Here is a 22,389-nt window from a genome sequence, read left to right as displayed (position 1 = left end):
ACCAGGGTGTCACCACCTCGATGTCGCCCGGAAGTGGGACGATGTCGGGGTGGTGAACCTGTACCGCGACACCGGAGTGGTGCTGCGCACGCACAAGCTGGGTGAGGCCGACCGGATCATCACCCTGCTGACCCGGCGGCACGGCAAGGTCCGCGCCGTCGCCAAGGGTGTGCGCCGCACCTCGTCGCGGTTCGGCGCCCGGCTGGAGCCCTTCGGCCACGTCGACGTGCAGTTCTACACCGGCCGCACACTCGACGTGATCACCCAGGTCGAGACCGTGGACGCGTTCGCGCTGCCGCTGGTCGCCGACTACCAGCGCTACACCGCGGCCAGTGCCATCGCGGAGACGGCCGACCGGCTGTCGGCCGAAGAGGGCGAGCCGGTGCTCAAGCTGTACCTCCTGGCCGTCGGCGCCCTGCGCGCGCTCGCGGGCGGTGAACGCGACCCCTCGCTGGTGCTCGACGCGTTTTTCCTGCGCGCCATGTCCTACGCCGGCTGGGCACCCGCGATCACCGAATGCGCCCGCTGCGGACTGCCGGGCCCGCACGCCGCGTTCAACGTCGCCGCGGGCGGTTCGATGTGCCCCGACTGCCGCCTCGCCGGCTCGGTGCACCCCGCGCCCGAGGTGCTCATCCTGCTCGAAGCCCTGCTGCACGGCGAATGGCCGGTGGCGGAGGCGGCGCCCGGGATCACCCGCCGCGACGCGTCCGGGCTGGTCGCGGCCCACCTGCAGTGGCATCTGGAGCGTCAGCTCCGCTCGCTGCCGCTGGTGGAGCGGCGCGCCCGGGAGGTCGCGGCACCGGGCAAGTAGGGTCCTCCTGGTACGAAATTCACTCTTCCAGGAGGCGCGAAGTGCTGCGCAGGGGCCGCGAGAACCGGGCGTCGGGCTATGAGCTGCGGGCGCCTGAGCCGCACGAGTCCGGGGCCACGCCCCCGGAGATCCCACGAGATCTGGTCCCGAAGCACGTGGCGCTCGTGATGGACGGCAACGGCCGCTGGGCCAACCAGCGCGGCCTGCCCCGGATCGAGGGGCACAAACGCGGTGAGGCCGTGATGATCGACGTGGCCAGCGGCGCGGTCGAGATCGGCGTCAAGTGGCTCTCGGTGTACGCGTTCTCCACGGAGAACTGGAAGCGCAGCCCCGAAGAGGTGCGGTTCCTGATGGGCTTCAACCGCGACACCATCCGCCGCCAGGTGGACTACCTCGGCTCGATCGGCGTGCGCATCCGCTGGGCCGGGCGACGGCCCAAGCTGTGGGCGAGCGTGATCAAGGAACTCCAGATCGCCGAGGAGAAGACCAAGAACAACACGGCGCTCAACATGACCATGTGCGTCAACTACGGCGGCCGTGCCGAGCTGGGCGACGCGATGCGCCGGATCGGCCAGGACGTGGCCGCGGGCAAGCTCAACCCGGACAAGATCGACGAGCGCACCATCGGGAAGTACCTGTACCAGCCGGAAATGCCGGACGTCGACCTGTTCCTGCGGCCCTCGGGCGAGCAGCGGACGTCGAACTTCCTGCTGTGGCAGTCCGCGTACGCCGAGATGGTCTACCAGGACACGCTGTTCCCCGACTTCGACCGGACGCACCTGTGGCGCGCGTGCCTGGAGTTCGCCAAGCGCGACCGCCGGTTCGGCGCGGCCGTCGACCAAGCGGAACAGGCCGAACAAGCGAAGCTGGCGGCCGAAGCCGCTGAAGGCGAGGCGTCATGAGTACCGCGGAAGCGGCCGAAACCGGTGCGCTGCTCACCCGCGCCCGCGAGGCGCTTGAGCGCTACATCGAAGTGCACGTGGACGACGACGGCGCCATCACCTTCTCCCACGCCGACGTGCCGTGTGTCATCCAGGCGACGCGGCTCGCCGAAGGGCTCACGGTGCTCAGCCTGACCTGCGTCGTGGCCTGGGACCTGCCCGAGGACCCGGCGCTCGCCGTCGCGATCGCGGAGCGGGCGGGCCAGGGCCTGTTCGGCACGCTCGGCGTCGGCCACACCGACAACGGGCTCGACGTGACGCTGCGGTACGCGTTCCCGGCGGAGGGCATGGAGCCCTCGCCGCTGGGCACGCTGCTGATGCTCGTGGTGTCGACCGCGTCGCAGCTGCGGGCCGAGCTGCCCGGGCTCTCGCCCAGCGAGGACTGAGCCCGGCCCTGTTTGCCGGGTTTGCCGCCTGCGGAAACCGGTGCTCATGGCGGAAACCCGCTAAAACGGTCGTGAGAGGGCCGTTCGCGACGCGTCCGGCTGTGATCGTGTCGGTGCGCACTGGCATCATCGGCTCTCGTGGAAACCCTTTCCAACAACGCGACCGAGGAGACCCGGCGCGCGCGGCGGTTCCGGATCAGCTCCATCGAGATCCTGTGCGCCGTGCTGCTCGTCGCCATCCTCGCCCAGGGCTGGCTGCAGGACGTCTTCGACGTGCCCGCGCTGCGCACCGGCTCCACGGTGTTCGTGGCGGTGTGCGTGCAGGCGCTGCCGTTCCTGGTGCTCGGCGTCCTGATCAGCGGCGCGATCGCGGCGTTCGTGCCGGCACGGGTGCTGGAGCGCGTGCTGCCGAAGAAGACCGGCGCCGCGGTCGGCGTCGCCGGGCTCGCCGGGGTCGCGCTGCCCGGCTGCGAGTGCGCGTCGGTGCCGGTCGCGCGGCGGCTGATCGGCCAGGGCGTCGCGCCCGCGGCCGCGCTGACCTTCCTGCTGGCCGCGCCCGCCGTGAACCCGGTGGTGCTGGTGGCCACCGCCGTCGCGTTCCCCGGGCGGCCGGAGATGGTGCTGGCGCGCTTCGCCGGGTCGCTCGGCACCGCGATGGTGATGGGCTGGATCTGGGCCCGCTGGGGCAAGCTGTCGTGGATCACCGAGCGCGCGTTGCGGCGGCTGCCGGACGTCGAGCCGGGACAGCGCTGGAAGGTGTTCGCGGAGACCGTGCGCACGGACCTGGTGGAGGCGGGCGGTTTCCTGGTGCTCGGCGCGCTGATCTCCTCGACGCTGAACGTGCTGGTGCCGGCGAAGTGGTTCGGCGTGCTGTCCGACCAGGTCGTGGTCGGGGTGCTCGTGATGGCGGTGCTCGCCGTGGTGCTCGCGCTGTGCAGTGAGGCCGACGCGTTCGTAGCGGCGTCGCTGACGGCGGTGCCGATGCTGCCGAAGCTGGTGTTCCTGGTGGTCGGGCCGGCCATCGACGTCAAGCTGTTCGCCCTGCAGGCGGGCACGTTCGGGAAGTCGTTCGCCGTGCGGTTCGCGCCGGTGACGTTCGTGGTGGCGCTCGCCTGCGGCACGGTCGCCGGGCTGCTGGTGCTGGGCGGCGGGCGATGAGGCGCGAGACGCAGAACGTGCTGCTCATCCTGCTCGGCGGCGCGCTGGTGAAGATCGCCCTGAACGGCGACTACTTGCGTTACGTCAAGCCCTCGCAGCAGCCGTGGATCATCATCGGCGGCGCGGTGATGCTGGTGCTCGGCGGCGTCGCGATCGTGAGTGACGTCCTGTCGGCGCGCGCCACGGCCCGTGCGGCCGCCGCGGCGGGCCCGGACCACGGTGCCGAGGACGGCCACGCTCATGCCGCCCACGCCGACGACGGCCACGGGCACAGCCACACCGTGCGGTCCGCGTGGCTGCTGGTGGTGCCGGTGCTCGCGGTGTTCCTGGTGGCGCCGCCCGCACTGGGCGCGGACTCGGTGACACGCACGGAAGCCCGGGTGCCGTCGAGCGCGGCCAGCACGTCCGCCGCCGCGTTCCCGCCGCTGCCCGCGGGCGCGGTGGTGCCGATGGCGATGAACGAGGTGGTCAGCCGGGCCGGCTGGGACTCGAGCGGCACGCTCAACGGCCGCACCGTTTCCATGACCGGCTTCGTCGTCCACGCCGGCGGCCAGACGCTGCTCGCGCGGCTCGTGATCAGCTGCTGCGCCGCGGACGCCTCACCCGTCACGGTCCACCTGAAGGGCGGCGCGGCCGACCGCTTCCCGAGCGACACCTGGCTGCAGGTCACCGGCCAGGTCGTCCCCGGCACGGCCAGCGAGGCCAACAGCTACACCCCGGACCTGGCCCTGGCGAGCGTCGAGCGGATCCCGGCGCCGAAGGACCCGTACGAGTACTGACCTTCGCAACGCCTCGCTGCTGGGGCTCGTGAGTGTTTAAGACGGTTAGAACCGGCATGAACACTCACGAGCCTTTGGGCCGGGTCTACCGCGCGGCGCTGCCCGCGTGTTCGGCGCAGGTGCCGGTGATCTCGACCGTGTGGCTGATGTCGGAGAACCCGTTCTCGGAGGCGATCTTCTCCGCCCAGCGCTCCACGGCGGGGCCTTCGACCTCCACCGTGCGGCCGCACACGCGGCAGACCAGGTGATGGTGGTGGTGCGAGGAGCAGCGGCGGTAGATGGCCTCGCCCGAGTCGGTGCGGAGCACGTCGATCTCGCCGGCCTCCGAGAGCGACTGCAGGGTGCGGTAGACGGTGGTCAGGCCGATGCCGTCGCCGCGTTTGCGCAGCTCGTCGTGCAGTTCCTGGGCCGAACGGAAGTCGTCGACGGTGTTGAGCAGGTCCACCACCGCCGTGCGCTGCTTGGTGGAGCGGCGGCCGGGCACGGGGGCCGGAGCCGAGGTCATCGTCATTTTCCTTCCTGCACGTGGGCGACCGCGTCGACGACGATGTGGGCCAGGTGGTCGTCCACCAGGCGGTACACGACCTCACGGCCGCGCCGCTCGCCCTCCACCACACCCGCGGTCTTCAGCACGCGCAGGTGCTGGCTGATCAGCGGCTGCGCCACGTCGAGGGCGTCCACCAGCTCGTGCACGCACCGGTCCGACTCCCGCAGCTGCAGGACGATCGCGATCCGCACCGGCGCGGCCAGCGCGCGCAGCAGGTCGCCGGCGTCGGCGAGGATGCCCGCCGACGCGCCGAGCGGGGCGGCCGCGGGACGCCCGGGCGAGTGCGGCTCGGCCTCCGGGGGGATCGGGCCGGCCGAGAGAGCGCCCGAAGTCGCCGTGGCCATCGCTGCCTCCAGTCACGTCTCGTCACCCGGGAATCCGGGGCCGGATTCCGAAGCCGGATGTCATTACCGCTAACGGTCACCGCCATCGTAGTGTTCCCCCTCGCGACGGCGTGCGGTCACCGGCCCCGCCCGCCGGGCTCACCCGACCGGGTGAGTTCGTGAAGAATTGGCATTGCCGCTTCGCAACTCGTCCCGGACGGTGCAAGGTTGTCGCGGGGCGTTTCGTCGCTTCTCGTACGCTGACGACCCGCGTGTGGTGAGCCGGAGGCAGTGGGGAGACATGACTCGTTTCGTGACCAAGACGGCGGTGGCGGCCTGCCTGGCGCTGCCCGTGCTCGCGCCGGCCGCGGCTTCGGCCCAGACCGCGCAAGGGGTGGACGAAAAGACCGGCCCGGTGTCGTTCGCCAACGTGGCTTCGGTGCGGCTCGGCGCGGACGCGCAGCACGGCGGCGCGCTGATCACCGAGACCCAGCGTTCGCCGCTGGCCCCCGGCCAGTCGAAGCTCGGCGCCGACCGGGTGTCCGTGCCGAAGAACGACGGTGAGCGCGCCACTTTCGGCGGCAACTACGAGATCGACCTCGGCAAGTACGCGGCGGGGCAGAGCCCGTACCCGGCCGGCATCGCCAGCCGTGACCACAACGTCGTCGCGGCGCTGCAGGCCACCGACGTGCCGACGGCCGTCGCCGAGACCAACTACGCACTGCGCGACAACGCCCGTGGCGGCGCCAGTCCGGTCGACAAAACCGTGCTGGTGCTCGAGGGCGCCCGCAGCGCCGTCGACTGCACCGCGCCGAAGAAGCTCAGCAGCACGACGGCCGTCACGCGGCTGTGGGTCCGCGGTGAGGACAACACGCTGCGCCAGGTCGCCATGCCCGCGGGCACCGCCGCGCTGCGCGTGAGCAACCTCCACCTGGGCGCGCCCGGCGCCGTCCCGCAGGCCAGCCACGACACCACGCTGTCCGACATCGAGGTGTCCCGTGTGTCGGCCTTCGACCAGCTGGTCAAGCAGGACGGCTGGCGCGCCGGCGACGTGACGGCCGTGGCCGGCTGGCGGGTCGAGGTCACCACGCACGTGCACGACGCGGCCAACGTCCAGCTGCAGGACGTGCACACGACCATGGTGCTCGGCGGCGTCAGCTGCTCGATCCCGAAGAACTTCGTCGCGAAGCCCTCCGGCGGCACCAGCGGCGGGGCGACCGTGGACCAGCCGTCCGTGCCGACCGAGGTCCCGGCCGGTTACCTCGGCCCGGCCGCCGCGGCCGCGCCGCAGAGCGACCTGCGGGTGCCGATCGGCATCGGCCTGCTGGGCGGCGGCCTCGTGTTCGGCGCGCTGGCGATCGTGCTCGGCCGGCGTCGCGTGTCCCGCTCCCGCGGCGAGTAGCCGTGCTGCGCCACGCGCTGGCCGTGCTGTTCTCGGTGGTCGCCGTGCTCGCGCTGGCCGCCGGTGTGGTGGTGCTGACGTGGGCGCCCGCGCCGGCGCCGGTCGCGGCGGCGGCCGAGCCCCCGCCCGGCTCGCTGCCCGGTGAGGACGGCGCGCCCGCCGTGCTGCCCGCCGACAGCTCCGCGGTGGGGCAGCAGCGGCCCGGCACCGTCCAGCTGCCGGACGGCTCCGAGGCGCGGCTGGTGCGCACCGAGGTGACCCACGACGGCGTGCTGCCGATCCCGCGCGGGCTCGGCGACGCCGCGTGGTGGGGCGCCCGGCTCGGCGCCGAACAGGGCGCCGCCGTGCTGTCCGGCCATGTCAACTGGGCCGGCACGAAGGGGCCGTTCGACGACCTGTGGCGGATCCGCTCCGGGGACAACGTGAGCATCGTCGACTCCGCCGGCGGCCGGTGGCTCTACCGCGTGACCGGCGCCGTGACCGTGGGGAAGGGGCAGCTGCCCGCGCAGGCCCCGCAGTGGTTCGCGCAGGGCGGCCCGCACCGGCTGGTGCTCGTCACCTGCGGCGGGGACTACGTCGGCGGCACCGAGGGCTACGACGAGAACCGGATCGTGACGGCGAACCTGGTGTCGCGCCCGGACTGAGGCCCGGCCGCCAACCCGGTGCAACCCGCCGCGCGTCCCGCGGCATGTCTCCCGGCGAGTAGACGCCGAACCAGGGAGCACGATGCAGGGGACACAGGAACAGGCCGCGACGGGCTCGCGGCGGTGGGCGCGGCTGGCCATCGGGGCCGCGGTGGTGGCCGCGCTGGTCACCGGGTGCGGGCAGGCCGACCAGACCGCCGGCCCGGCACCGGCGTCGGCGTCGCAGCAACAGCCCGCCGACCAGGGCGGGCAGCAGCCTCAGGCCGATCCCGGCAAGACGCCCGGCACGGTCCGCCTGCCCGCCGGCGGCAGCGCGAAGCTGGTGGCCGAGGACGTCGGCGCGGACGGGGCGCTGGTCATCCCGCAGAGCCTCGACGAGGCCGCGTGGTGGGGCTCCGGGCTGGGCGCGGCCCAGGGCGTCACGCTGTTCTCCGGCCACGTCAACTGGAAGGGCAAGACCGGCCCGTTCAACCAGCTGTGGCAGCTGAAGCCGGGCCAGGTCGTGACCGTCACGGACACCGCGGGCGCGCAGTGGGGCTACCGGATCGACGACGTCCGCACGATCCACAAATCGGGCCTCGCGGCGGAGTCGGAGAAGCTGTTCTCGCCCGACGGGCCGCACCGGCTGGTGCTCGTCACCTGCGGTGGCGACTACGTCGGCGGCACCGAGGGCTACGACGACAACCGCGTCGCCACGGCCGAGCTGGTGACCCGGCCCTGAGCGCTGCTCACCTCCGCCGGAGGCGCCGCGGGGGCGGCCGGATAGGCTGGACGTTCTAAGTCCGATAACCGTCCCCGCATGCGTCCGGAGCGTGGAGTGCCCGCCAACACCATCGAAACCGTCGTCAGTCTGTGCAAGCGCCGTGGCTTCGTCTTCCCGTCGGGAGAGATCTACGGCGGCACCAAGTCGGCGTGGGACTACGGGCCGCTCGGCGTGGAGCTGAAGGACAACATCAAGCGCCAGTGGTGGAAGACCATGGTGCAGGGCCGCGAGGACGTGGTCGGCCTCGACTCGTCGGTCATCCTGCCGCGCCAGGTCTGGGTCGCCTCCGGTCACGTGAACGTGTTCACCGACCCGCTGATCGAGTGTCTTTCGTGCCACAAGCGGTTCCGTGCCGACCAGCTCGCCGAGGAGTACTCGGAGCGCACCGGCAAGGAGACGTCGGAGGACGACCTGTCCGACGTGCCGTGCCCGAACTGCGGCACCCGCGGCAAGTACACCGACCCGCGCGACTTCAACATGATGCTGAAGACCTACCTCGGCCCGGTCGAGTCCGAGGACGGCCTGCACTACCTCCGCCCGGAGACCGCGCAGGGCATCTTCGTGAACTTCAACAACGTGCAGCAGGCGTCGCGGAAGAAGCCGCCGTTCGGCATCGGCCAGGTCGGCAAGTCCTTCCGCAACGAGATCACGCCGGGCAACTTCATCTTCCGCACGCGCGAGTTCGAGCAGATGGAGATGGAGTTCTTCGTCGAGCCGGGTGAGGACGAGACCTGGCACCAGTACTGGATCGACACGCGCACCGAGTGGTACAAGGACCTCGGCATCAAGGCCGAGAACCTGCGCCACTTCGAGCACCCGAAGGAAAAGCTCTCGCACTACGCGAAGCGCACCGTCGACATCGAGTACCGCTTCGCGTTCAACGCGGGCCAGGAGTGGGGCGAGCTCGAGGGCATCGCGAACCGCACCGACTTCGACCTCACCACGCACTCGAACCACTCGGGCGTGGACCTGTCGTTCTTCGACCAGGCCTCGGGCCAGCGCTACCGCCCGTTCGTGATCGAGCCGGCGGCGGGCGTGGCCCGCTCGATGATGGCGTTCCTCCTCGACGCGTACGAGGAGGAAGAGGTGCCGAACGCCAAGGGCGGCATGGACAAGCGCACCGTCCTGCACCTCGACCCGCGCCTCGCGCCGTACAAGGTGGCGGTCCTGCCGCTCTCGCGCAACGCCGACCTCTCGCCCAAGGCCCGCGACCTCGCGGCGACGCTGCGCAAGCACTGGAACGTCGACTTCGACGACGCCCAGGCCATCGGCCGCCGCTACCGCCGCCAGGACGAGATCGGCACCCCGTACTGCGTCACCGTGGACTTCGACACCCTCGAGGACAACGCGGTCACCATCCGCGAGCGCGACAGCATGAAGCAGGAGCGCATCGCGATCGACCAGGTGGAGTCCTATCTGGGCGCGCGGCTGATCGGCTGCTGAACGCTTTTTCGCGAACGGCCCTTCCCCTCGCGGGGGAGGGCCGTTCGGCGTTTCCGGTGGTCGAAGTGACCTTCCCTGACCGCGGCCAGCAGGTGCGTCAGGGAGCCTGGTCGGCGGGCAGGATGTCGGTGTCTTCCTGGTTCGACCGGGTGCTGCGCGGCTTGATCGTGGCGGCCACGCCGTTGAGGCGGGGAGGGCGTGGGGTGAGCTGGCCGGTGTGGATCAGCAGCGCGAACCCGATCGCGGCGGCGAGGTCGATGATCAGGGCGGCGGGTGGCTGGACCCAGCGGAGCTGAAGGCCGGCGTAGGTGGCGATCAGCAGCCCGATCCAGAGGCGTTGTTTGTCGCCGCGGTGCTGGTCGAGGACGACGGCGGTGACGGCGAGGATGAGGGGCGCCATCATGATGAACACCCGCCCGGTGTCGGTGGCGACGAGGCGGCCGGCCAGGCAGCAGGCGAACAGCCAGAGGCTGGCGATGAGGAGCGGGTTGCGGAGTCCTTCGCGGCGGTAGAGGCGGTAGAGGCCGTAGGCGAAGATGACCCAGAGAAAGTGGAAGGTCGTGAACACGTCGAGCTGGACGGTGCCTTTGGTGCCGTCGAGGGCGAAGCGGATGTTTTCCAGCAGGCTGCTGTTGCCTTGTCCGGCGCCGAAGCTGTAGTTGCCGCCGATGAGGTGCTGGGCCCAGATCCGGTAGCCGATGTAGGCGGCGACGGCGATGACGGTCGCGATGGCGCCGGCGATGACTTCGCGATGGCGCAGTGAGCGGTGCCGGGTCCAGGCGAGCACGGGGTAGAGCGGCGCGAGGAGAAGCGTCGTTTCCTTGTTGGCGGCGCCGATGATGACCACGAGGGTGAAGAGGGTCAGGCGTTTGCTGAACGCGAACCACAGCGCGGCCATGTAGAGCAGGTTGTTCAGCGGGTCGACGAGGTAGGGGTTGGAGAAAACGTAGGGCGCGTACCAAAAAGTGCAGGCGAGCGCGACGGCGACCAGTGCGGCGGTGAACAGCTGCAGGTTGAGGTGGTTCCAGAGGAACTCGAAGAACACCACGGCGGCGATGAGGGTCGCGGCGATGGTGAGGGTGAGCCACAGAGTGTCGAGCGAGAGCCCGGTGAGCAGGTGGGCGCGGTGCACGAGCCAGGGGCTGAGCATCCGCAGCGCGAAGGGGTTGTCGACCGGGGCCGCGGTCTGCTCGGACATCCGGTAGTAGTTGAGCGCGTCGCCGAAGCTCTTGGTGTGGGCGTCCTGCTGCACGTTGGCGTGCGAAATGACGTTGATGAGCGTGACCGTGGCGAGGGTGAGGTACACCCAGATCCGCTGGGTCACCCGGCTACCGCGAGGACGGCCGAACGGTTCCGCTGGGCTGCTGATCATGAATCGGACATTTCGCTTTCGAGTGGGGAACGCGGGGAAGGCGCCGCGACGCTGGTGGGGCCGGGAAAACGATAACAGTGACCGGCCCGCGGCCCGGGAGGGTGCGGGGGTCGGGACGGGGAATGCCGGTGAGGGGCCCTGGTGTGCGGGCCCCTCACCGGCGAACCGGATCAGCGTGACTAATGAGGGAGGACGCAGGCGTTGCGCTGGGCTTCGACGTCGGTGAATTTCTGCCAGCCGCCGTTGCCGATGATGGTGGGTCCGGGGGCCCAGGTGTCGCTGTAGGGGAGGTAGCGGTACCAGCGCAGTTCGCCGGTGGTGGTGACGGTGTAGAGCACGTCGGCGCCGGCCGAGGAGACGCGGGTGAAGGCGTTCCAGCCGCCGGTGCCGACGAGGTGCTTGGACTGGGACCACTGGTGGGTGGCGTCGTCCCAGACGTAGCGGTAGAGCGCGCCGGCGGTGGTGCGGGCGTAGAGCACGCCGTCACCTGCGCCGACGAGCAGGTTGTAGCCGTTCCAGCCGGTGTCGAGGGTTTCGGTGGACCAGGTCTTGGTGGCGTTGTCGTAGCGGCCGCGCACGAGGGTGCCGTCGGGGTTGATCAGGTAGATGTCGCCGCGGCTGTCGATGGTGATGAGGTTGTGGTTGGCGGCGAGGTCGAAACCGGTCCAGCCGGTGGCGACGACGGTGCGGGAGTCGGCGGTCCAGCCGGTGCCGGTCCATTGGTAGCGGTAGACGTCGCCGTTGGCGCGGATGCCGTAGATCAGGCCGTCGGGCCCGGCAAGCAGCCGTACGTAAGCGGACCAGCCGCCGCTGCCGATGACGGACTGGGTGGGCGACATCGGTCCGCCGTTGACCGGGTCGGGGTGGCCGTAGAGGAGCAGGTCGTTGTTGACCGTGAAGATCGGCACGGTCGGCTGGCACTGGATGGCCAGCTCGGGGGCTTGGGCGCGGATCCAGGCGACGAGGTCGTCGGTGCGCGCTTCGGTGCTGCCCTCGCGGGTCTCGTTCACGACGAGGCAGCCGTGTTGCCAGGACCGGGAGCTGATCCCGACCAGCTCGACGCCACTGGAGGTGGTGCGCAACGCGGGGCCGCCGGCGTCGCCCATGCAGGTGTCGTGCCCGTCGGCGTTGGTCAGGGCCAGCGTGGTGTCCGTGACGGCGCCGGTCGTGAACGTGGTGGTGGAGGCCTTGTCCGGAACCCACACGGTGCTGGTGCGGCCGTAGCCACCCACTGTCAGGCTCTCGCCGGCGGCCGGTGCGGTGCCGCCGAGCGCTACCGGGGCGACGGTGGTGACGGGCGTGCTGAGCTTGGCCAGCACCAGGTCGCGGTCAGGGCGCGGGATAAGCGTGGCGACCTGTGCCGTGATCCCTCCGACGGTCACCGAGACAGGCGTGCTCGGGGCTCCCGTCCCGGCCGGCACACAGGCCTCGGCGGTGACGATCCACTGCGGTCCGAGCAGGACACCAGTGCAGCCGTGACCGTTGCTGGCGACACGGGCGATGAAGTCGTAGGTCTTGTCGGGCACTGTCGTACCACCGCTCACCGCAGCCGCGGGGCCTCCGGCCAGTAGGCCGGAGGCGACGGCGAGCGCCGCGACGGTAGTAAGCAGCCGCGAAACGAGGGGATGAGGTCTCACTGGTGCTCTCTCATGGTGAAGTCGAGCTCGGATATCGCGTTGCTTAGGGCGCGTTACTGAGTGTGAAGGTGTCCAGCCCGGAACTGCAAAGTCGATGCGGTTGGGCATTTTCCTGTCGCCTGCCAGGAATTCTCGTCACTCGTTTCTCTGGCTCCGGAAAGTCATTGACCAGAGTTCCCGGTGAAGAGAGCGAGCCGCTCCGCCCATTGCGCTACAGGGAAGCGTCCAATTGGAGCAACGTGGTGGGCTCGCCGGTTGGGTTGGCGCCGATCCCTACCTGTGTGGTTCCGCTCGGGTTCACGTCAACGGTGCTGTGCTGCCCGGCGTCGGTCGTCAATTCTGCCTTGAGTTTGTGCCCTTGGCCGGCGGCGACGCCGTCGCCGCGAATCGAGAACACGCCCGGAATCTTCATCGTCAGACGGCCCGTCGGCGCGATGACGTGGAAGCACACGTGCCCGTCGTTGTGCTGCCCGATGGTGCTGGCGGCTGTGACCTGGATGAGCCCCACCGTGTCGGGGCCAGTGGGGCACTCGGCGAACAAGATGTGTCCATCGCCGCTGGTCAGTTGAACGCGGTAGTCGGCGAGGATCTGATTACCCCCTGGATAGCTGTAGTCCTCGGCCAACGATGGCTGTTCGTCGGCGGTCGCCGCAGGAGCGGCACTCACGTCGGTCACTGCCAGGGCGGTATACACCATCGTGGCGGCCGCAGCCGCGGCGGCAGCGATGACAAATCGTGTCCGGTTGAACAAGGGTGGATCTCCCCTTTTTTAGTTCCTGGGCTGACCTGATCGATCTCGGGCTCTGAAGACAGCCGTCAACGTTTCGACGAAAGAGCTCTGAACGTTAGCCATATGTGACCATCCTCACTAACTATTTGCATATAAAAGAATTAGTAAAGAATAAATTACTTTCACCACCTTGATAACTTTATAATTCCGACATTGGAACCAGTGTCCGATTGCGCTAGTCTCCGTCGAGCGCGGCCGGTGATCACTGGGGCGGCGAATTTGCGATCGGTCATACGAGGGGAACTCGACATGCATGCGGCGACCACCCGTTTTCGCGCTGCAATAGTCATGGTGATTACGGCAGCGGTCACGGCTGGGTTGGCCACCGTTCCACAGTCGGCTGAAGCCTCATCGATCACCGGGACGAAGGCCCCCTACAGGACAGCTTCTCCGGCGAGTGAACTGAACGGATCCGGCCGTGCTGAGGTACTGCGGTTGTGGCAGTTCGGCGGTCCCCTGGTCAAGAAGGACGCAGCAGTTGCGCTGACTGGTACGGATGCGGACGTCAACGCGTTCTTGGCGACGCAGGAGGCCCCGGACGCGGCGATTGACCGGGACATTCACGTCAACCAGATCATGTCCGTCGGTGGTCCGGCGACGAAGGCGGCGACTCAGCAGGCCTTGGATGCGAATACTGACAGCGCACTGAAGGCCTTTCTGGAAGGTGGATGGCAGGCTCCGCACGAGAACGATCTCGCGTTGCGGGTCAACCAGGTGATGGCGGCTGGGGGACCGCAGGTGAAAAATGCTGCGCAGCAGGCCCTGGACGCCAATACCGAAGATGCCCTGCAGGGGTTTCTTGAGACTGGGTGGCGCGCCCCCTTCGCGATCGACCAGAACCTCAAGGTCAACCAGGTCATGGCTGCCGGGGGGCCGGAAGTGAAGAAGGCCGCGCAGCAGGCCTTGGACGCCAATACGGTCGACGCGCTGAGTCAGTTTCTCGAGATCGACCTATCGGTGGCTCAGGCACGGGACGCGGAGACCGCGAACATCACGGACCTGGTGTCGGCTGCCAAAGCCGCGTCAGACCAAGCAGGCACCGAGACACAGGCTGCGAAGCAGGAGTCGGATCGTGCAGTAGCTGCGGCAGCCGCCGCGCAGAAGGCGGCTCAGGCAGCCAAGGACGCCGCGGCCGCAGCTCAGGGACATGCAGGCCAGGCCGCCGACGCTGCGAACCGGGCGGCGTTCGCCGCAGATCAGGCCGCCGCGACAGCACGGCAAGCAATCGGTGCAGCGAACGCCGCCTCCAATGCAGCACATACCGCCGCGTCTGCCGCGTCCCGCGCCGCCACCGCCGCGTCGCAAGCAGGGAAGGCGGCATCCCATGCCTATGACGCTGCCGCGGCAGCTGTGGCATACAAAGGTAATGCCGATGCTGCGGCTGTAGCGGCGCAGATAGCGAAAGAGGCGGCGCTCGGTGCGGCTGCGGCGGCGGATGCCGCGAGGTCGGCGCGGACAGTTTCGCAGCAGGCTGAAGCAGCGGGTGGTCTGGCCAGGGATGCCGCCACGCAGTCCGGCATTGCGGCGGATGCAGCTGCTGACGCCGCTGACCACGCTGCGGCCGCCGGAGGCGATGCCAGGCAGGCGAAGGCCGCAGCTGCGACCGCACGGGCCCAGGCCGGCCGAGCTGTGGCTGCGGCTAATGCCAGCCAGTCCTGGGCGCACCAGGCCAGCGAAGCCGCTGGACAAGCAGCGGCCGCGGCGGATGCCGCCGGGTCCGACGCGAACGCGGCTGCGCAGGCTGCTGCTGACGCCGCCGCGCATGCAGGTGAAGCCACAGACGCCGCACAGAAGGCCACTGCCCACGCCAACGCAGCGACTGCTGCGGCGAATGCGGCCGTCGCCGCTGCAAACCAGGCCGCGAAGATCGCCCAGTTGGCGCGTACGGCCGACAGTGATCGGATCGCGGCGGCTGGTCAGGCGGCCGATGACGCTGCAAAAGCGGCCCTTACGGCTTATGCCGCTCAGTCGAAGCCGTTGCGGTGGGACCTCGACCAAGCCAGTACCTGGGACACCGAAACCCAGGCACTAATCGGGCAGGCGGTCGCCCCCGGCACTGACCGGCCTACCGTGATCGTCGACGCCCGAAGAGCTGCCCTCAACCTGCTGAGCGTTGGCGGGCCGTGGACGAAAGCCGCCGCCGCTACTGCACTTTCCGGCACCGACGACGAGGCCGCATACTTCATCACCACCGGTTTGTCGGCGGCGGCCGGCCAAGATGACCGCGTCGTCCTGGCTGACCTGAATGAAGCCGGTACTCCCGCCTTTCAGAAGGCTGCGGCGGCCGCGATGGCAGGGACCGACGCCGATGTACGCGAGTTCCTTCGTGACCGCACGTACCCCGGCCGTGAACAGGACGACGCGCTCGAAGTCAACCAGATCATGTCGGCTGCTCGTGCTGCCGGGCGGACTGTCGTGGTGGCCGAGGCACAGAAGGCTTTAGATGCCAATACCGATCTGGCGTTGCGAGACTTCCTCGACACCAACCAATACACCGCTGTCGGAGTTGACGACCAGCTCAAGGTGAATCAGGTCATGGCCGCGGCTCGCACCGTAGGCGCCAAGGAAGTTGTCGCAGGAGCGCAGGCGGCCTTGGACGGGCCGCCGCTTCTGCTCCATGAATTCCTCATTGTCGGGCAATACACGGCCGCTCGCCGGGACCAGAACACCGCGGCCCACGACGCCGCGATCGACGGACTGCTTGCCCAAGCCTCCAGCGCTGCGGCCGGCGCCATCCACGACGCTGATGAAGCCCAAGCCGCCGCAGCTCGAGCTCGTGGCGCGGCCGATGAGGCCGCCGGCTATGTCGACCAAGCCGAGGCGGCGGCCGGTAGAGCCGCAGCCTCGGCTGACCAAGCCCAGGCGGCCGCGAGTCGCGCGGCAGAGTCTGCCAACCAGGCCCAAGCTTCTGCTAACATGGCGGCACGCGCAGCGGCCTCGGCGATCGTCTCCGCCGACCAGGCCACCCGCTCCTCGGCTTGGGCTCAGCATTCCGCCGAAGTCGCGGCAGGCTTCGCTCAACAAGCCGCCTCCTCCGCACGGACAGCTCATCAGGCTGCGGTCGACGCGGGTAAAGACTCCGAAGCCGCTGCCGCGGCCGCGAAAGAAGCATGGGAATCCGTCGCCACTAAGGCCGCCGCTGAAAAGCAACAAGCAGTACAGCAACGGCGAGCAGACTGCGACGACAACGCGCGGGACCCGATGGCAGTCAACCTGCTGAGTAACCAGGATTGCGTGTTGTTGTTCAGCGGAACGAAGACCGACCAGCAGCGTATTGTCGCCCATCTGCAGGAAATCTGCAGACAGCACATTCCACAGGGCGACCCCACCCTGCAGCGATGCCTGGATGCGCACAACCTGCTGAGCGCAAACTTCATGGCCGATCTCAGGGATGACTTCACCAACTATGTGACGTCGGGACGTGACTCTGGCCTCTCGATGCTCCTCGGGGTGTTGGGTGTGCTGGTCTGCCCGGAATGTGAGCTCGCGGATATCTTGGGAGGAGCTGCAGCGGAACTCGGTGGAACCGCTGGAGCTGGTGAACTAGCCGGTGTTGCCGACGCCGCAGTCGGGTCCTCGGGCTTGCTCGACGCTGCCAGCGCACAGGCTCGAGCTGAGATCAGCGAGGCGGAGGATCTAGCACAGCAGGCGGCCGTCGAGAAAGGCCGTCTCGCCGACATCGAGGAGGAACTGGCCGGTGGCCCCCGGCCGTGCGGGCCCAACAGCTTTGCCGCCGAGACTCCGGTGCTGATGGCTGACGGAGCCACCAAGCCGATCAAGGACGTCAAGGTTGGCGATTGGATCGCAAATGCCTCGCCTGAGAGCGCTCGGCTTGAGCGGCATCAAGTCGACGCCGTCCATGTGACGGATAACGACACCGACTTCGTGAACCTGACTGTGGGCACGCCCAGAGGTCCCGCCGGTATCACCACCACTGCACACCATCGGTTCTGGGTCACCACAACCCACGCTTGGACGGCCGCCGCGGACATTGTTCCCGGGCAGCAGCTCGACGCCGCCGGTGATGAACGCATCACGGTCGTTGCAGACCTGCGATATGCCGATCATATTCGGACTTATAACCTCACGATCAACGGCCTGCACACGTACTATGTGTTCGCCGGCGGCGTGTCCGTACTAGTGCACAACAGTGGCCCGGGTTGCTTGATCGAACTCGGCCCTGGTATCAAGTCTGCTGACGCACTGAAGCAATTGAACCCGTCAACGCCCGAGGTTGAATTCGTCTTCGAGCCGTCGACGGGAAGGTTCCTCACTGGTGACCCGTCGGACATCGGGCTCGTGGGCAGCCCGCACGAGCAGCTGGCCCGCGCGCTTGACGCTGACGAAAATGCCGTGCTCGGTGGAACAATCTATCGCGAGGGCGGTGAGCTAGTGTTCACGGAGAACAGTGGTCACTACGGGCATCGATGGGATGGTATGACGCGAGATCAATTTCAAGCGTTCTTGAATAGTTACGGTGTTATTTATCGGTACAAGCCGTGGGGTTGATATGGTCGAGTGGAAGCCTGTTCTATACCGCGGCGATGGCGCCTGGATTGGGATAACCTCAAGCGGTCTGATCGGAGTGGGTGTAGAAGCGGAAGAGCGAGCCACTCTGATTGACTCCGGGTTCGTTCCTATGTGGCCATGCCTGGAGGGCAATCTTTCGGATTTTCTTGAGGAATTGACTGAGGTGTGGGGGGAGCTTCAAGGGGGTGGAATTTCCACTCCGAGGAGGCTGGTCGAGCTTACTGTGGCCTCGGCTTGGGACTCGGGCCGACCGTACTGGATGCGACTTTCGGCTTCTTGGGTGCTTCAGATATTTCGCAGATCTGACTTTGATCAGCGTTTCCTAGGAAAGATTTCTGGACAAATTGTTAATTCGGACGTGGTCGAGCTGGAAACTCGTGAACAAATAAGAACCTTTGCATCAAAAGCTGATCCGTCCGTATGATTTTTTCCCGGTTCGTATCCCGAGGCTGAGACGATCGACCTGGAGGAGGCGTCCCCCGCAGGCCTCGCGTGCTCCCGAAGAGCGCCACCCACCCCTGACACCTGTCATGCCCACGTCGTGACGCAAGGCCTGTGCCCCGGTCCCCGCCAAGCCGCAGGCTTCGGGGCATGGAAACCACACAGGCCGAGCGCGAGGCTCGGGACGTCGCGGCGGGGGCCGCCGTTCATTTGACCGGGTTGAGGAAGCAGTACGGCGACGTGCGGGCCGTCGATGGGGTCGACCTGACCATCGCGCCGGGGGAGGTGGTGGCGCTGCTCGGGCCGAACGGTGCGGGCAAGTCCACCACCGTCGACCTGATCCTGGGGCTCAGCCGGCCCGACGCGGGTGCGGTCAGCGTGTTCGGCAAGACGCCCGCGGGCGCCGTGCGCGCCGGGATGATCGGGGCGATGCTGCAGGGCGGCACGCTGCTCGACGACCTGACCGTGCGCGAGACCGTCGGCATGGTCGCGAACCTGCACCGCCGTCCGATGCCGCTCACCGAGGCGCTTGAACGCGCGGGCATCGCCGACATCGCCGACCGGCGGGCGAACAAGCTGTCCGGCGGGCAGAAGCAGCGGGTGCGGTTCGCCGTCGCGCTGGTGTCCGACCCGGACCTGCTCGTGCTCGACGAGCCGACCGCCGCGATGGACGTCGGCACGCGGCGCGAGTTCTGGAAGTCCATGTACGCCTTCACCGAATCCGGCCGCACGGTCCTGTTCGCGACGCACTACCTGGAGGAGGCCGAGGAGTTCGCCGATCGCGTGGTCCTGATGCGCTCCGGCCGCGTCGTCGCCGACGGCTCCGTGGCGCAGGTCCGCGCGCTGGCCGGCGGGCGCACCATCCGGGCCGTGCTGCCGGGTGCGACCGAAGCCACCGAGCGGCTGCTGGCGCGGCTGCCCGGCGTCACCGAGTTCGAGCTGCGCGGCGAACGCGCCGCCGTCTCGAGTTCCGCCTCCGACACCACGTTGCGGGCGCTCATGACCGCCGTTCCGGACGTGCGTGACATCGAGATCAGCGCCGTCGGCCTCGAAGGCGCCTTCCTTTCCCTGACCGCGAGCGACACCAGCCCGGAAGAAGCAGCCCGATGAACCTCAGCTACCTCACCGTCGAAATCCGGCGGCTGTTCCGCTCCCCGCGGTTCCTCGTGTTCGTCCTCGCCTTCCCCGTGGTGATGTTCCTGTTGCAGGCCAACGTCTTCACCAAGGCGAGCGACCCGGACCACGCGGCCATCGTCGCCGTGGTGATGGTCAACATGATGACCTTCGGCGCGTTCGCCGCGGCCACCATGAACGGCGCCAAGCTCGCCGTCGAACGCGCCACCGGCTGGCAGCGGCAGCTGCGCCTGACCCCGCTCTCCGGCGCGGGCTACCTCGGCGGCAAGGCGCTGTCGGGCCTGCTCGTGGGCCTGCCTGCGCTGGTGCTGGTGCCGCTGATCGCGATCTTCGCCGAAGGCGTGCACCTCGACGCGGCCGGCTGGGTCCGCGTCATCGCCGGGATCTGGCTCGGCACCATCCCGCTCGTGCTGCTCGGCCTGCTGCTGGGCCAGTTCGGCACGCCGGAGTCGATGCAGCCGGTGAACATGATCGTGATGATGGGCATGGGCTTCCTGGGCGGGCTGTGGATCCCGATCGAGGGCATGCCGGGCTGGATGCACGAGCTGGCGCAGGTGATGCCGACCTACTGGGTGATCGGGCTGGTGCGCCCCGCCGTGACGAACGAGATGCTGGTGGGCCTCCCGGCGGCGGTCGCGGTGCTCGGGGCCTGGACCGTGGTCCTCGGGACGCTCGTGATCAGGCGTTACCGTAAGGACAGCGCGCGCGTTTGAGGCGCGGAAGAACAGGGACGGGGTACGGCCGAGATGGCGGAGAAAGACAACGTACGGCTGTCCACGCTGGCCGATCGGGACACCTGGTGGGCCGACCCGCTCGACGGGGCGGCCGACGACGGGCCGCACCCCGGGCGATGGTGGATCCTGGGGGTCGTCTTCCTCCTGCCGTTCCTGATCCCGGTGACCCAGTCGCTGATCCGGTCCTCGCTCACGCCGCTGAACGTGGCCGAGTGCCTGCTCTTCTACGGCTACGCGGCCTGTTACCTGTTCTTCCCGCTGATGTTCGGGAAGGAGCGCCGGTCCAAGCTGATGTTCGCCGCGGTGATGCTGACGGCCGGCATCGCCACGGTCATGGTCGGGGGGACCAGCTCGTTCGTCCTGCTCTACGTCACCGCCACCCTGGCGTTCCTGCTGCCCGCCGCGTGGGCGCTGATCTTCGACCTCGGCGGGCTGGCGCTGGCGGCGCTGCTGCTGCTCGCGGTGGGGCGGCTGTCGGCCGAGTCCGGCGACCTGGGGTCGGTCGCGGGCGTCACGTCGGCCATGTTCTTCATGGCCAACCTGATCCGCGCGATCCGGCGGCTGGAGCACGCGAACCAGGAGATCGCCACGCTCGCCGTCAGCAACGAGCGTGAGCGGGTGGCCCGCGACCTGCACGACCTGCTGGGCCACAGCCTCACCACGATCACCGTGAAGGCCGGCCTGGCGCGGCGGGTGCTGGAGAGCTCCGGCGACATCCCGCGCGCGGTCGAGGAGATCCGCGAGGTGGAGGGCCTCACCCGCAGCGCGCTGTCCGACGTGCGGGCCACCGTCACCGAGTACCGCGAGGTGTCGCTGCCCGCGGAGATCGCCGGCGCGCGGGCGGCGTTGCGGGCGGCGGAGATCGAGGCGGACCTGCCGCACGCGGTCGACAACGTGCGGGCCGAGCTGCGGAGCGTGTTCGGGTACGTGCTGCGCGAGGCCGTCACGAACGTGCTGCGGCATTCGGGGGCGAGCCGGGTGAAGGTCCGGCTGGGCTGCGACTGGCTCGAACTCGAGGACGACGGCACCGCGACCGAAGTGGTGGCGGGCAACGGCCTGCGCGGGCTGTCCGAGCGGCTGGCGGCGGTCGGGGGGACCCTGCGCACGACGGTCCGGCCCGGAGGAGGATTGGCCGTACGGGCGGAGGTCCCGGACCCGGGCCCGGCCGCGGCGGCCGCCCCGGCTGTGCGTGCCGAGACCGCGGGAGGACTGGCTTGATCCGGGTACTGCTGGCCGACGACCAGGCGATGGTGCGCGGCGCGCTGGCCACCGTGCTGGGCCTCGAAGCCGACATCGAGGTCGTGGGGCAGGTCGGCTCCGGCGAAGAGGTGGTGGCCGCGGCCAGGGAGGCCAAGCCCGACGTCGCGCTGCTCGACGTCCAGATGCCCGGCAAGGACGGCCTGACCGCGGCCGCCGAGCTGCGGGCGGCGCTGCCGTCCTGCCGGGTGATCATCTGCACCACGTTCGGCCGTCCCGGGTACCTCGCGCGCGCGATGGCGGCGGGCGCGGCCGGGTTCGTGGTGAAGGACGCGCCGCCGGAACAGCTCGTGGAGGCCGTCCGCCGCGTCCACAGTGGACTGCGGGTGGTCGACCCCGCGCTGGCCGCCGAGTCGCTCGCCACGGGCGCGAGCCCGCTGACCGCGCGAGAGCGTGACGTGCTGCGCACGGCCAAGGACGGCAGCACCGTCGCCGACATCTCGAAGGCGCTTTTCCTCTCGGAAGGCACTGTGCGCAACCATTTGTCGGCGGCGATCGGCAAGACGGGGGCACGGACCCGGGCCGAGGCCGTCCGGCTCGCCGAGGAGCGCGGCTGGCTGTAGTGCCCGGGGTGTCTGCGCCTCACCCGTTCGTGGCTCTGCCAGGATGACGGGCATGAGTTCCGCCGCACCACAGAGGACGAAGCCGACGCGCGCGAGCTGGCTGCGCCGGATCACGTTCGGCGCGGTGCTGGTGCTGCTGGCCGTCGTCGGCGGCACGGCGTTCCGGGTGTGGCAGGTGGCGCGCGAGAACGACCGCACGCCGGCCGACGTGATCGTGGTGCTCGGCGCCGCGCAGTACAACGGGAAGCCGTCGGACATCTTCTCCGCGCGGCTGGAGAAGGCGAAGCAGCTTTACGACGCGGGCGTCGCGAAGACCATCGTCACCGCCGGCGGCAAGAAGGCCGCGGACAACTTCACCGAGGCACAGGCGGGCGCGTTGTGGCTCACCAAGCACGGCGTGCCGCGGTCGGCGACGATCGCCGTCGGCGAGGGCAGTGACACGCTGCGCAGCCTGCGCGCGGTGTCCGACCAGGTACAGGCGCGCGGCTGGCACACGGCGGTGCTGGTGAGCGACCCGTGGCACTCGTTCCGCAGCCGCACCATGGCCGAGGACCTCGGCCTGGACGCCTGGACCGCGCCGACGCACAGCGGGCCGATCGTGCAGGAGCGCGGGACGCAGGTCCGGTACATCTTCCGCGAGACCGGCGCGCTGCTGTTCTACAAGGTCACGAAGTCGCCTGCGGACGAGCTGTTCGACACGATGCTCGGCTGAATTGTCGGTCCCCCCGCCTAAG

General features: G+C 69.2%; 20 protein-coding genes. 15 read left to right on the top strand and 5 right to left on the bottom strand.

What is annotated here, in order from left to right; genetic code table 11:
- Positions 1-49 precede the first annotated feature (49 nt).
- The 5 genes from recO to OG943_RS22185 all read left to right on the top strand — a co-directional run bounded on the left by recO (position 50) and on the right by OG943_RS22185 (position 4,075).
- Positions 50-811 carry a DNA repair protein RecO gene (gene recO, locus OG943_RS22205; protein WP_328611714.1) on the top strand — a complete coding sequence of 254 codons (762 nt, stop codon included), beginning with the start codon at positions 50-52 and terminating at the stop codon, positions 809-811.
- A gap of 41 nt (positions 812-852) precedes the next feature.
- Positions 853-1,713, top strand: coding sequence for an isoprenyl transferase (locus tag OG943_RS22200; RefSeq protein WP_328611713.1), 861 nt, complete (start codon positions 853-855; stop codon positions 1,711-1,713).
- Positions 1,710-2,138 carry a hypothetical protein gene (locus OG943_RS22195; RefSeq protein WP_328611712.1) on the top strand — a complete coding sequence of 143 codons (429 nt, stop codon included), beginning with the start codon at positions 1,710-1,712 and terminating at the stop codon, positions 2,136-2,138. Before OG943_RS22200 ends, OG943_RS22195 begins: the two co-directional genes overlap by 4 nt.
- Before the next feature lie 138 nt (positions 2,139-2,276).
- Positions 2,277-3,296 carry a permease gene (locus tag OG943_RS22190; RefSeq protein ID WP_328611711.1) on the top strand — a complete coding sequence of 340 codons (1,020 nt, stop codon included), beginning with the start codon at positions 2,277-2,279 and terminating at the stop codon, positions 3,294-3,296.
- Positions 3,293-4,075 carry a TIGR03943 family putative permease subunit gene (locus tag OG943_RS22185; protein ID WP_328611710.1) on the top strand — a complete coding sequence of 261 codons (783 nt, stop codon included), beginning with the start codon at positions 3,293-3,295 and terminating at the stop codon, positions 4,073-4,075. Before OG943_RS22190 ends, OG943_RS22185 begins: the two co-directional genes overlap by 4 nt.
- 85 nt (positions 4,076-4,160) lie before the next feature.
- On the opposite strand, the gene OG943_RS22180 is transcribed toward OG943_RS22185, so the two are convergent.
- Complete coding sequence (locus OG943_RS22180) at positions 4,161-4,586, bottom strand: Fur family transcriptional regulator (RefSeq protein WP_328611709.1); 426 nt, start codon at positions 4,584-4,586, stop codon at positions 4,161-4,163.
- Positions 4,583-4,966, bottom strand: coding sequence for an ArsR/SmtB family transcription factor (locus OG943_RS22175; RefSeq protein ID WP_315660665.1), 384 nt, complete (start codon positions 4,964-4,966; stop codon positions 4,583-4,585). The genes OG943_RS22180 and OG943_RS22175 overlap by 4 nt, the downstream gene beginning before the upstream one ends.
- A 280-nt stretch (positions 4,967-5,246) precedes the next feature.
- On the opposite strand from OG943_RS22175, the gene OG943_RS22170 reads away from it, so the two are divergent.
- The 4 genes from OG943_RS22170 to OG943_RS22155 all read left to right on the top strand — a co-directional run bounded on the left by OG943_RS22170 (position 5,247) and on the right by OG943_RS22155 (position 9,197).
- Complete coding sequence (locus tag OG943_RS22170) at positions 5,247-6,347, top strand: hypothetical protein (protein WP_328611708.1); 1,101 nt, start codon at positions 5,247-5,249, stop codon at positions 6,345-6,347.
- A gap of 2 nt (positions 6,348-6,349) precedes the next feature.
- Entirely contained in the window at positions 6,350-6,991 is a 642-nt protein-coding gene (locus tag OG943_RS22165) for a class F sortase (RefSeq protein WP_328611707.1), read from the top strand.
- An 82-nt stretch (positions 6,992-7,073) separates the two neighbouring features.
- Entirely contained in the window at positions 7,074-7,712 is a 639-nt protein-coding gene (locus OG943_RS22160; protein ID WP_328611706.1) for a class F sortase, read from the top strand.
- Positions 7,713-7,808: 96 nt separating this feature from the next.
- Positions 7,809-9,197, top strand: a complete 1,389-nt coding sequence (locus OG943_RS22155; protein ID WP_328612126.1) for a glycine--tRNA ligase — start codon at positions 7,809-7,811, stop codon at positions 9,195-9,197.
- Between the two features lie 97 nt (positions 9,198-9,294).
- Here OG943_RS22155 and OG943_RS22150 read toward each other — a convergent pair whose 3' ends face one another.
- From OG943_RS22150 to OG943_RS22140, 3 genes are all read right to left on the bottom strand, one after another.
- Complete coding sequence (locus OG943_RS22150; protein ID WP_328611705.1) at positions 9,295-10,521, bottom strand: hypothetical protein; 1,227 nt, start codon at positions 10,519-10,521, stop codon at positions 9,295-9,297.
- A 227-nt stretch (positions 10,522-10,748) separates the two neighbouring features.
- Positions 10,749-12,095: a tachylectin-related carbohydrate-binding protein gene (locus tag OG943_RS22145; protein ID WP_328611704.1), complete on the bottom strand. Its 1,347-nt coding sequence runs from the start codon at positions 12,093-12,095 to the stop codon at positions 10,749-10,751.
- A gap of 322 nt (positions 12,096-12,417) precedes the next feature.
- The gene (locus OG943_RS22140; protein ID WP_328611703.1) at positions 12,418-12,957 is read right to left on the bottom strand and encodes a hypothetical protein; all 540 of its coding nucleotides are present in this window, start codon (positions 12,955-12,957) and stop codon (positions 12,418-12,420) included.
- 288 nt (positions 12,958-13,245) lie between these two features.
- Between OG943_RS22140 and OG943_RS22135 the strand changes: the two genes are divergently transcribed.
- The 6 genes from OG943_RS22135 to OG943_RS22110 all read left to right on the top strand — a co-directional run bounded on the left by OG943_RS22135 (position 13,246) and on the right by OG943_RS22110 (position 22,367).
- Entirely contained in the window at positions 13,246-17,505 is a 4,260-nt protein-coding gene (locus OG943_RS22135) for a polymorphic toxin type 43 domain-containing protein (protein WP_328611702.1), read from the top strand.
- A 612-nt stretch (positions 17,506-18,117) separates the two neighbouring features.
- Positions 18,118-19,077 (top strand): ABC transporter ATP-binding protein, encoded by a 960-nt coding sequence (locus OG943_RS22130; RefSeq protein WP_328611701.1) that lies wholly within the window; start codon positions 18,118-18,120, stop codon positions 19,075-19,077.
- Entirely contained in the window at positions 19,074-19,814 is a 741-nt protein-coding gene (locus tag OG943_RS22125; protein ID WP_328611700.1) for an ABC transporter permease, read from the top strand. The genes OG943_RS22130 and OG943_RS22125 overlap by 4 nt, the downstream gene beginning before the upstream one ends.
- Positions 19,815-19,847: 33 nt before the next feature.
- Complete coding sequence (locus OG943_RS22120; RefSeq protein ID WP_328611699.1) at positions 19,848-21,053, top strand: sensor histidine kinase; 1,206 nt, start codon at positions 19,848-19,850, stop codon at positions 21,051-21,053.
- Positions 21,050-21,655, top strand: coding sequence for a response regulator transcription factor (locus OG943_RS22115; protein WP_328611698.1), 606 nt, complete (start codon positions 21,050-21,052; stop codon positions 21,653-21,655). Before OG943_RS22120 ends, OG943_RS22115 begins: the two co-directional genes overlap by 4 nt.
- Positions 21,656-21,698: 43 nt before the next feature.
- On the top strand, positions 21,699-22,367 hold the full coding sequence (locus OG943_RS22110; protein ID WP_442874758.1) for a YdcF family protein: 669 nt from the start codon (positions 21,699-21,701) through the stop codon (positions 22,365-22,367).
- Positions 22,368-22,389 lie beyond the last annotated feature (22 nt).

Origin of the sequence: Amycolatopsis sp. NBC_00345 (genome assembly GCF_036116635.1) — a bacterium.
Classification (GTDB): Bacteria; Actinomycetota; Actinomycetes; order Mycobacteriales; family Pseudonocardiaceae; genus Amycolatopsis.
The sequence above is the reverse complement of the archived record's forward strand: the minus strand, read 5'-3'. Positions and strand labels throughout refer to the sequence as shown.

Coding starts and splice junctions, on each gene's coding strand:
- OG943_RS22195 (WP_328611712.1), top strand. CDS start 1,710: ATGAGTACCGCGGAAGCGGCCGAAACCGGTGCGCTGCTCACCCGCGCC.
- OG943_RS22185 (WP_328611710.1), top strand. CDS start 3,293: ATGAGGCGCGAGACGCAGAACGTGCTGCTCATCCTGCTCGGCGGCGCG.
- OG943_RS22180 (WP_328611709.1), bottom strand. CDS start 4,586: ATGACGATGACCTCGGCTCCGGCCCCCGTGCCCGGCCGCCGCTCCACC.
- OG943_RS22175 (WP_315660665.1), bottom strand. CDS start 4,966: ATGGCCACGGCGACTTCGGGCGCTCTCTCGGCCGGCCCGATCCCCCCG.
- OG943_RS22170 (WP_328611708.1), top strand. CDS start 5,247: ATGACTCGTTTCGTGACCAAGACGGCGGTGGCGGCCTGCCTGGCGCTG.
- OG943_RS22160 (WP_328611706.1), top strand. CDS start 7,074: ATGCAGGGGACACAGGAACAGGCCGCGACGGGCTCGCGGCGGTGGGCG.
- OG943_RS22135 (WP_328611702.1), top strand. CDS start 13,246: ATGCATGCGGCGACCACCCGTTTTCGCGCTGCAATAGTCATGGTGATT.
- OG943_RS22130 (WP_328611701.1), top strand. CDS start 18,118: ATGGAAACCACACAGGCCGAGCGCGAGGCTCGGGACGTCGCGGCGGGG.
- OG943_RS22125 (WP_328611700.1), top strand. CDS start 19,074: ATGAACCTCAGCTACCTCACCGTCGAAATCCGGCGGCTGTTCCGCTCC.
- OG943_RS22120 (WP_328611699.1), top strand. CDS start 19,848: ATGGCGGAGAAAGACAACGTACGGCTGTCCACGCTGGCCGATCGGGAC.
- OG943_RS22110 (WP_442874758.1), top strand. CDS start 21,699: ATGACGGGCATGAGTTCCGCCGCACCACAGAGGACGAAGCCGACGCGC.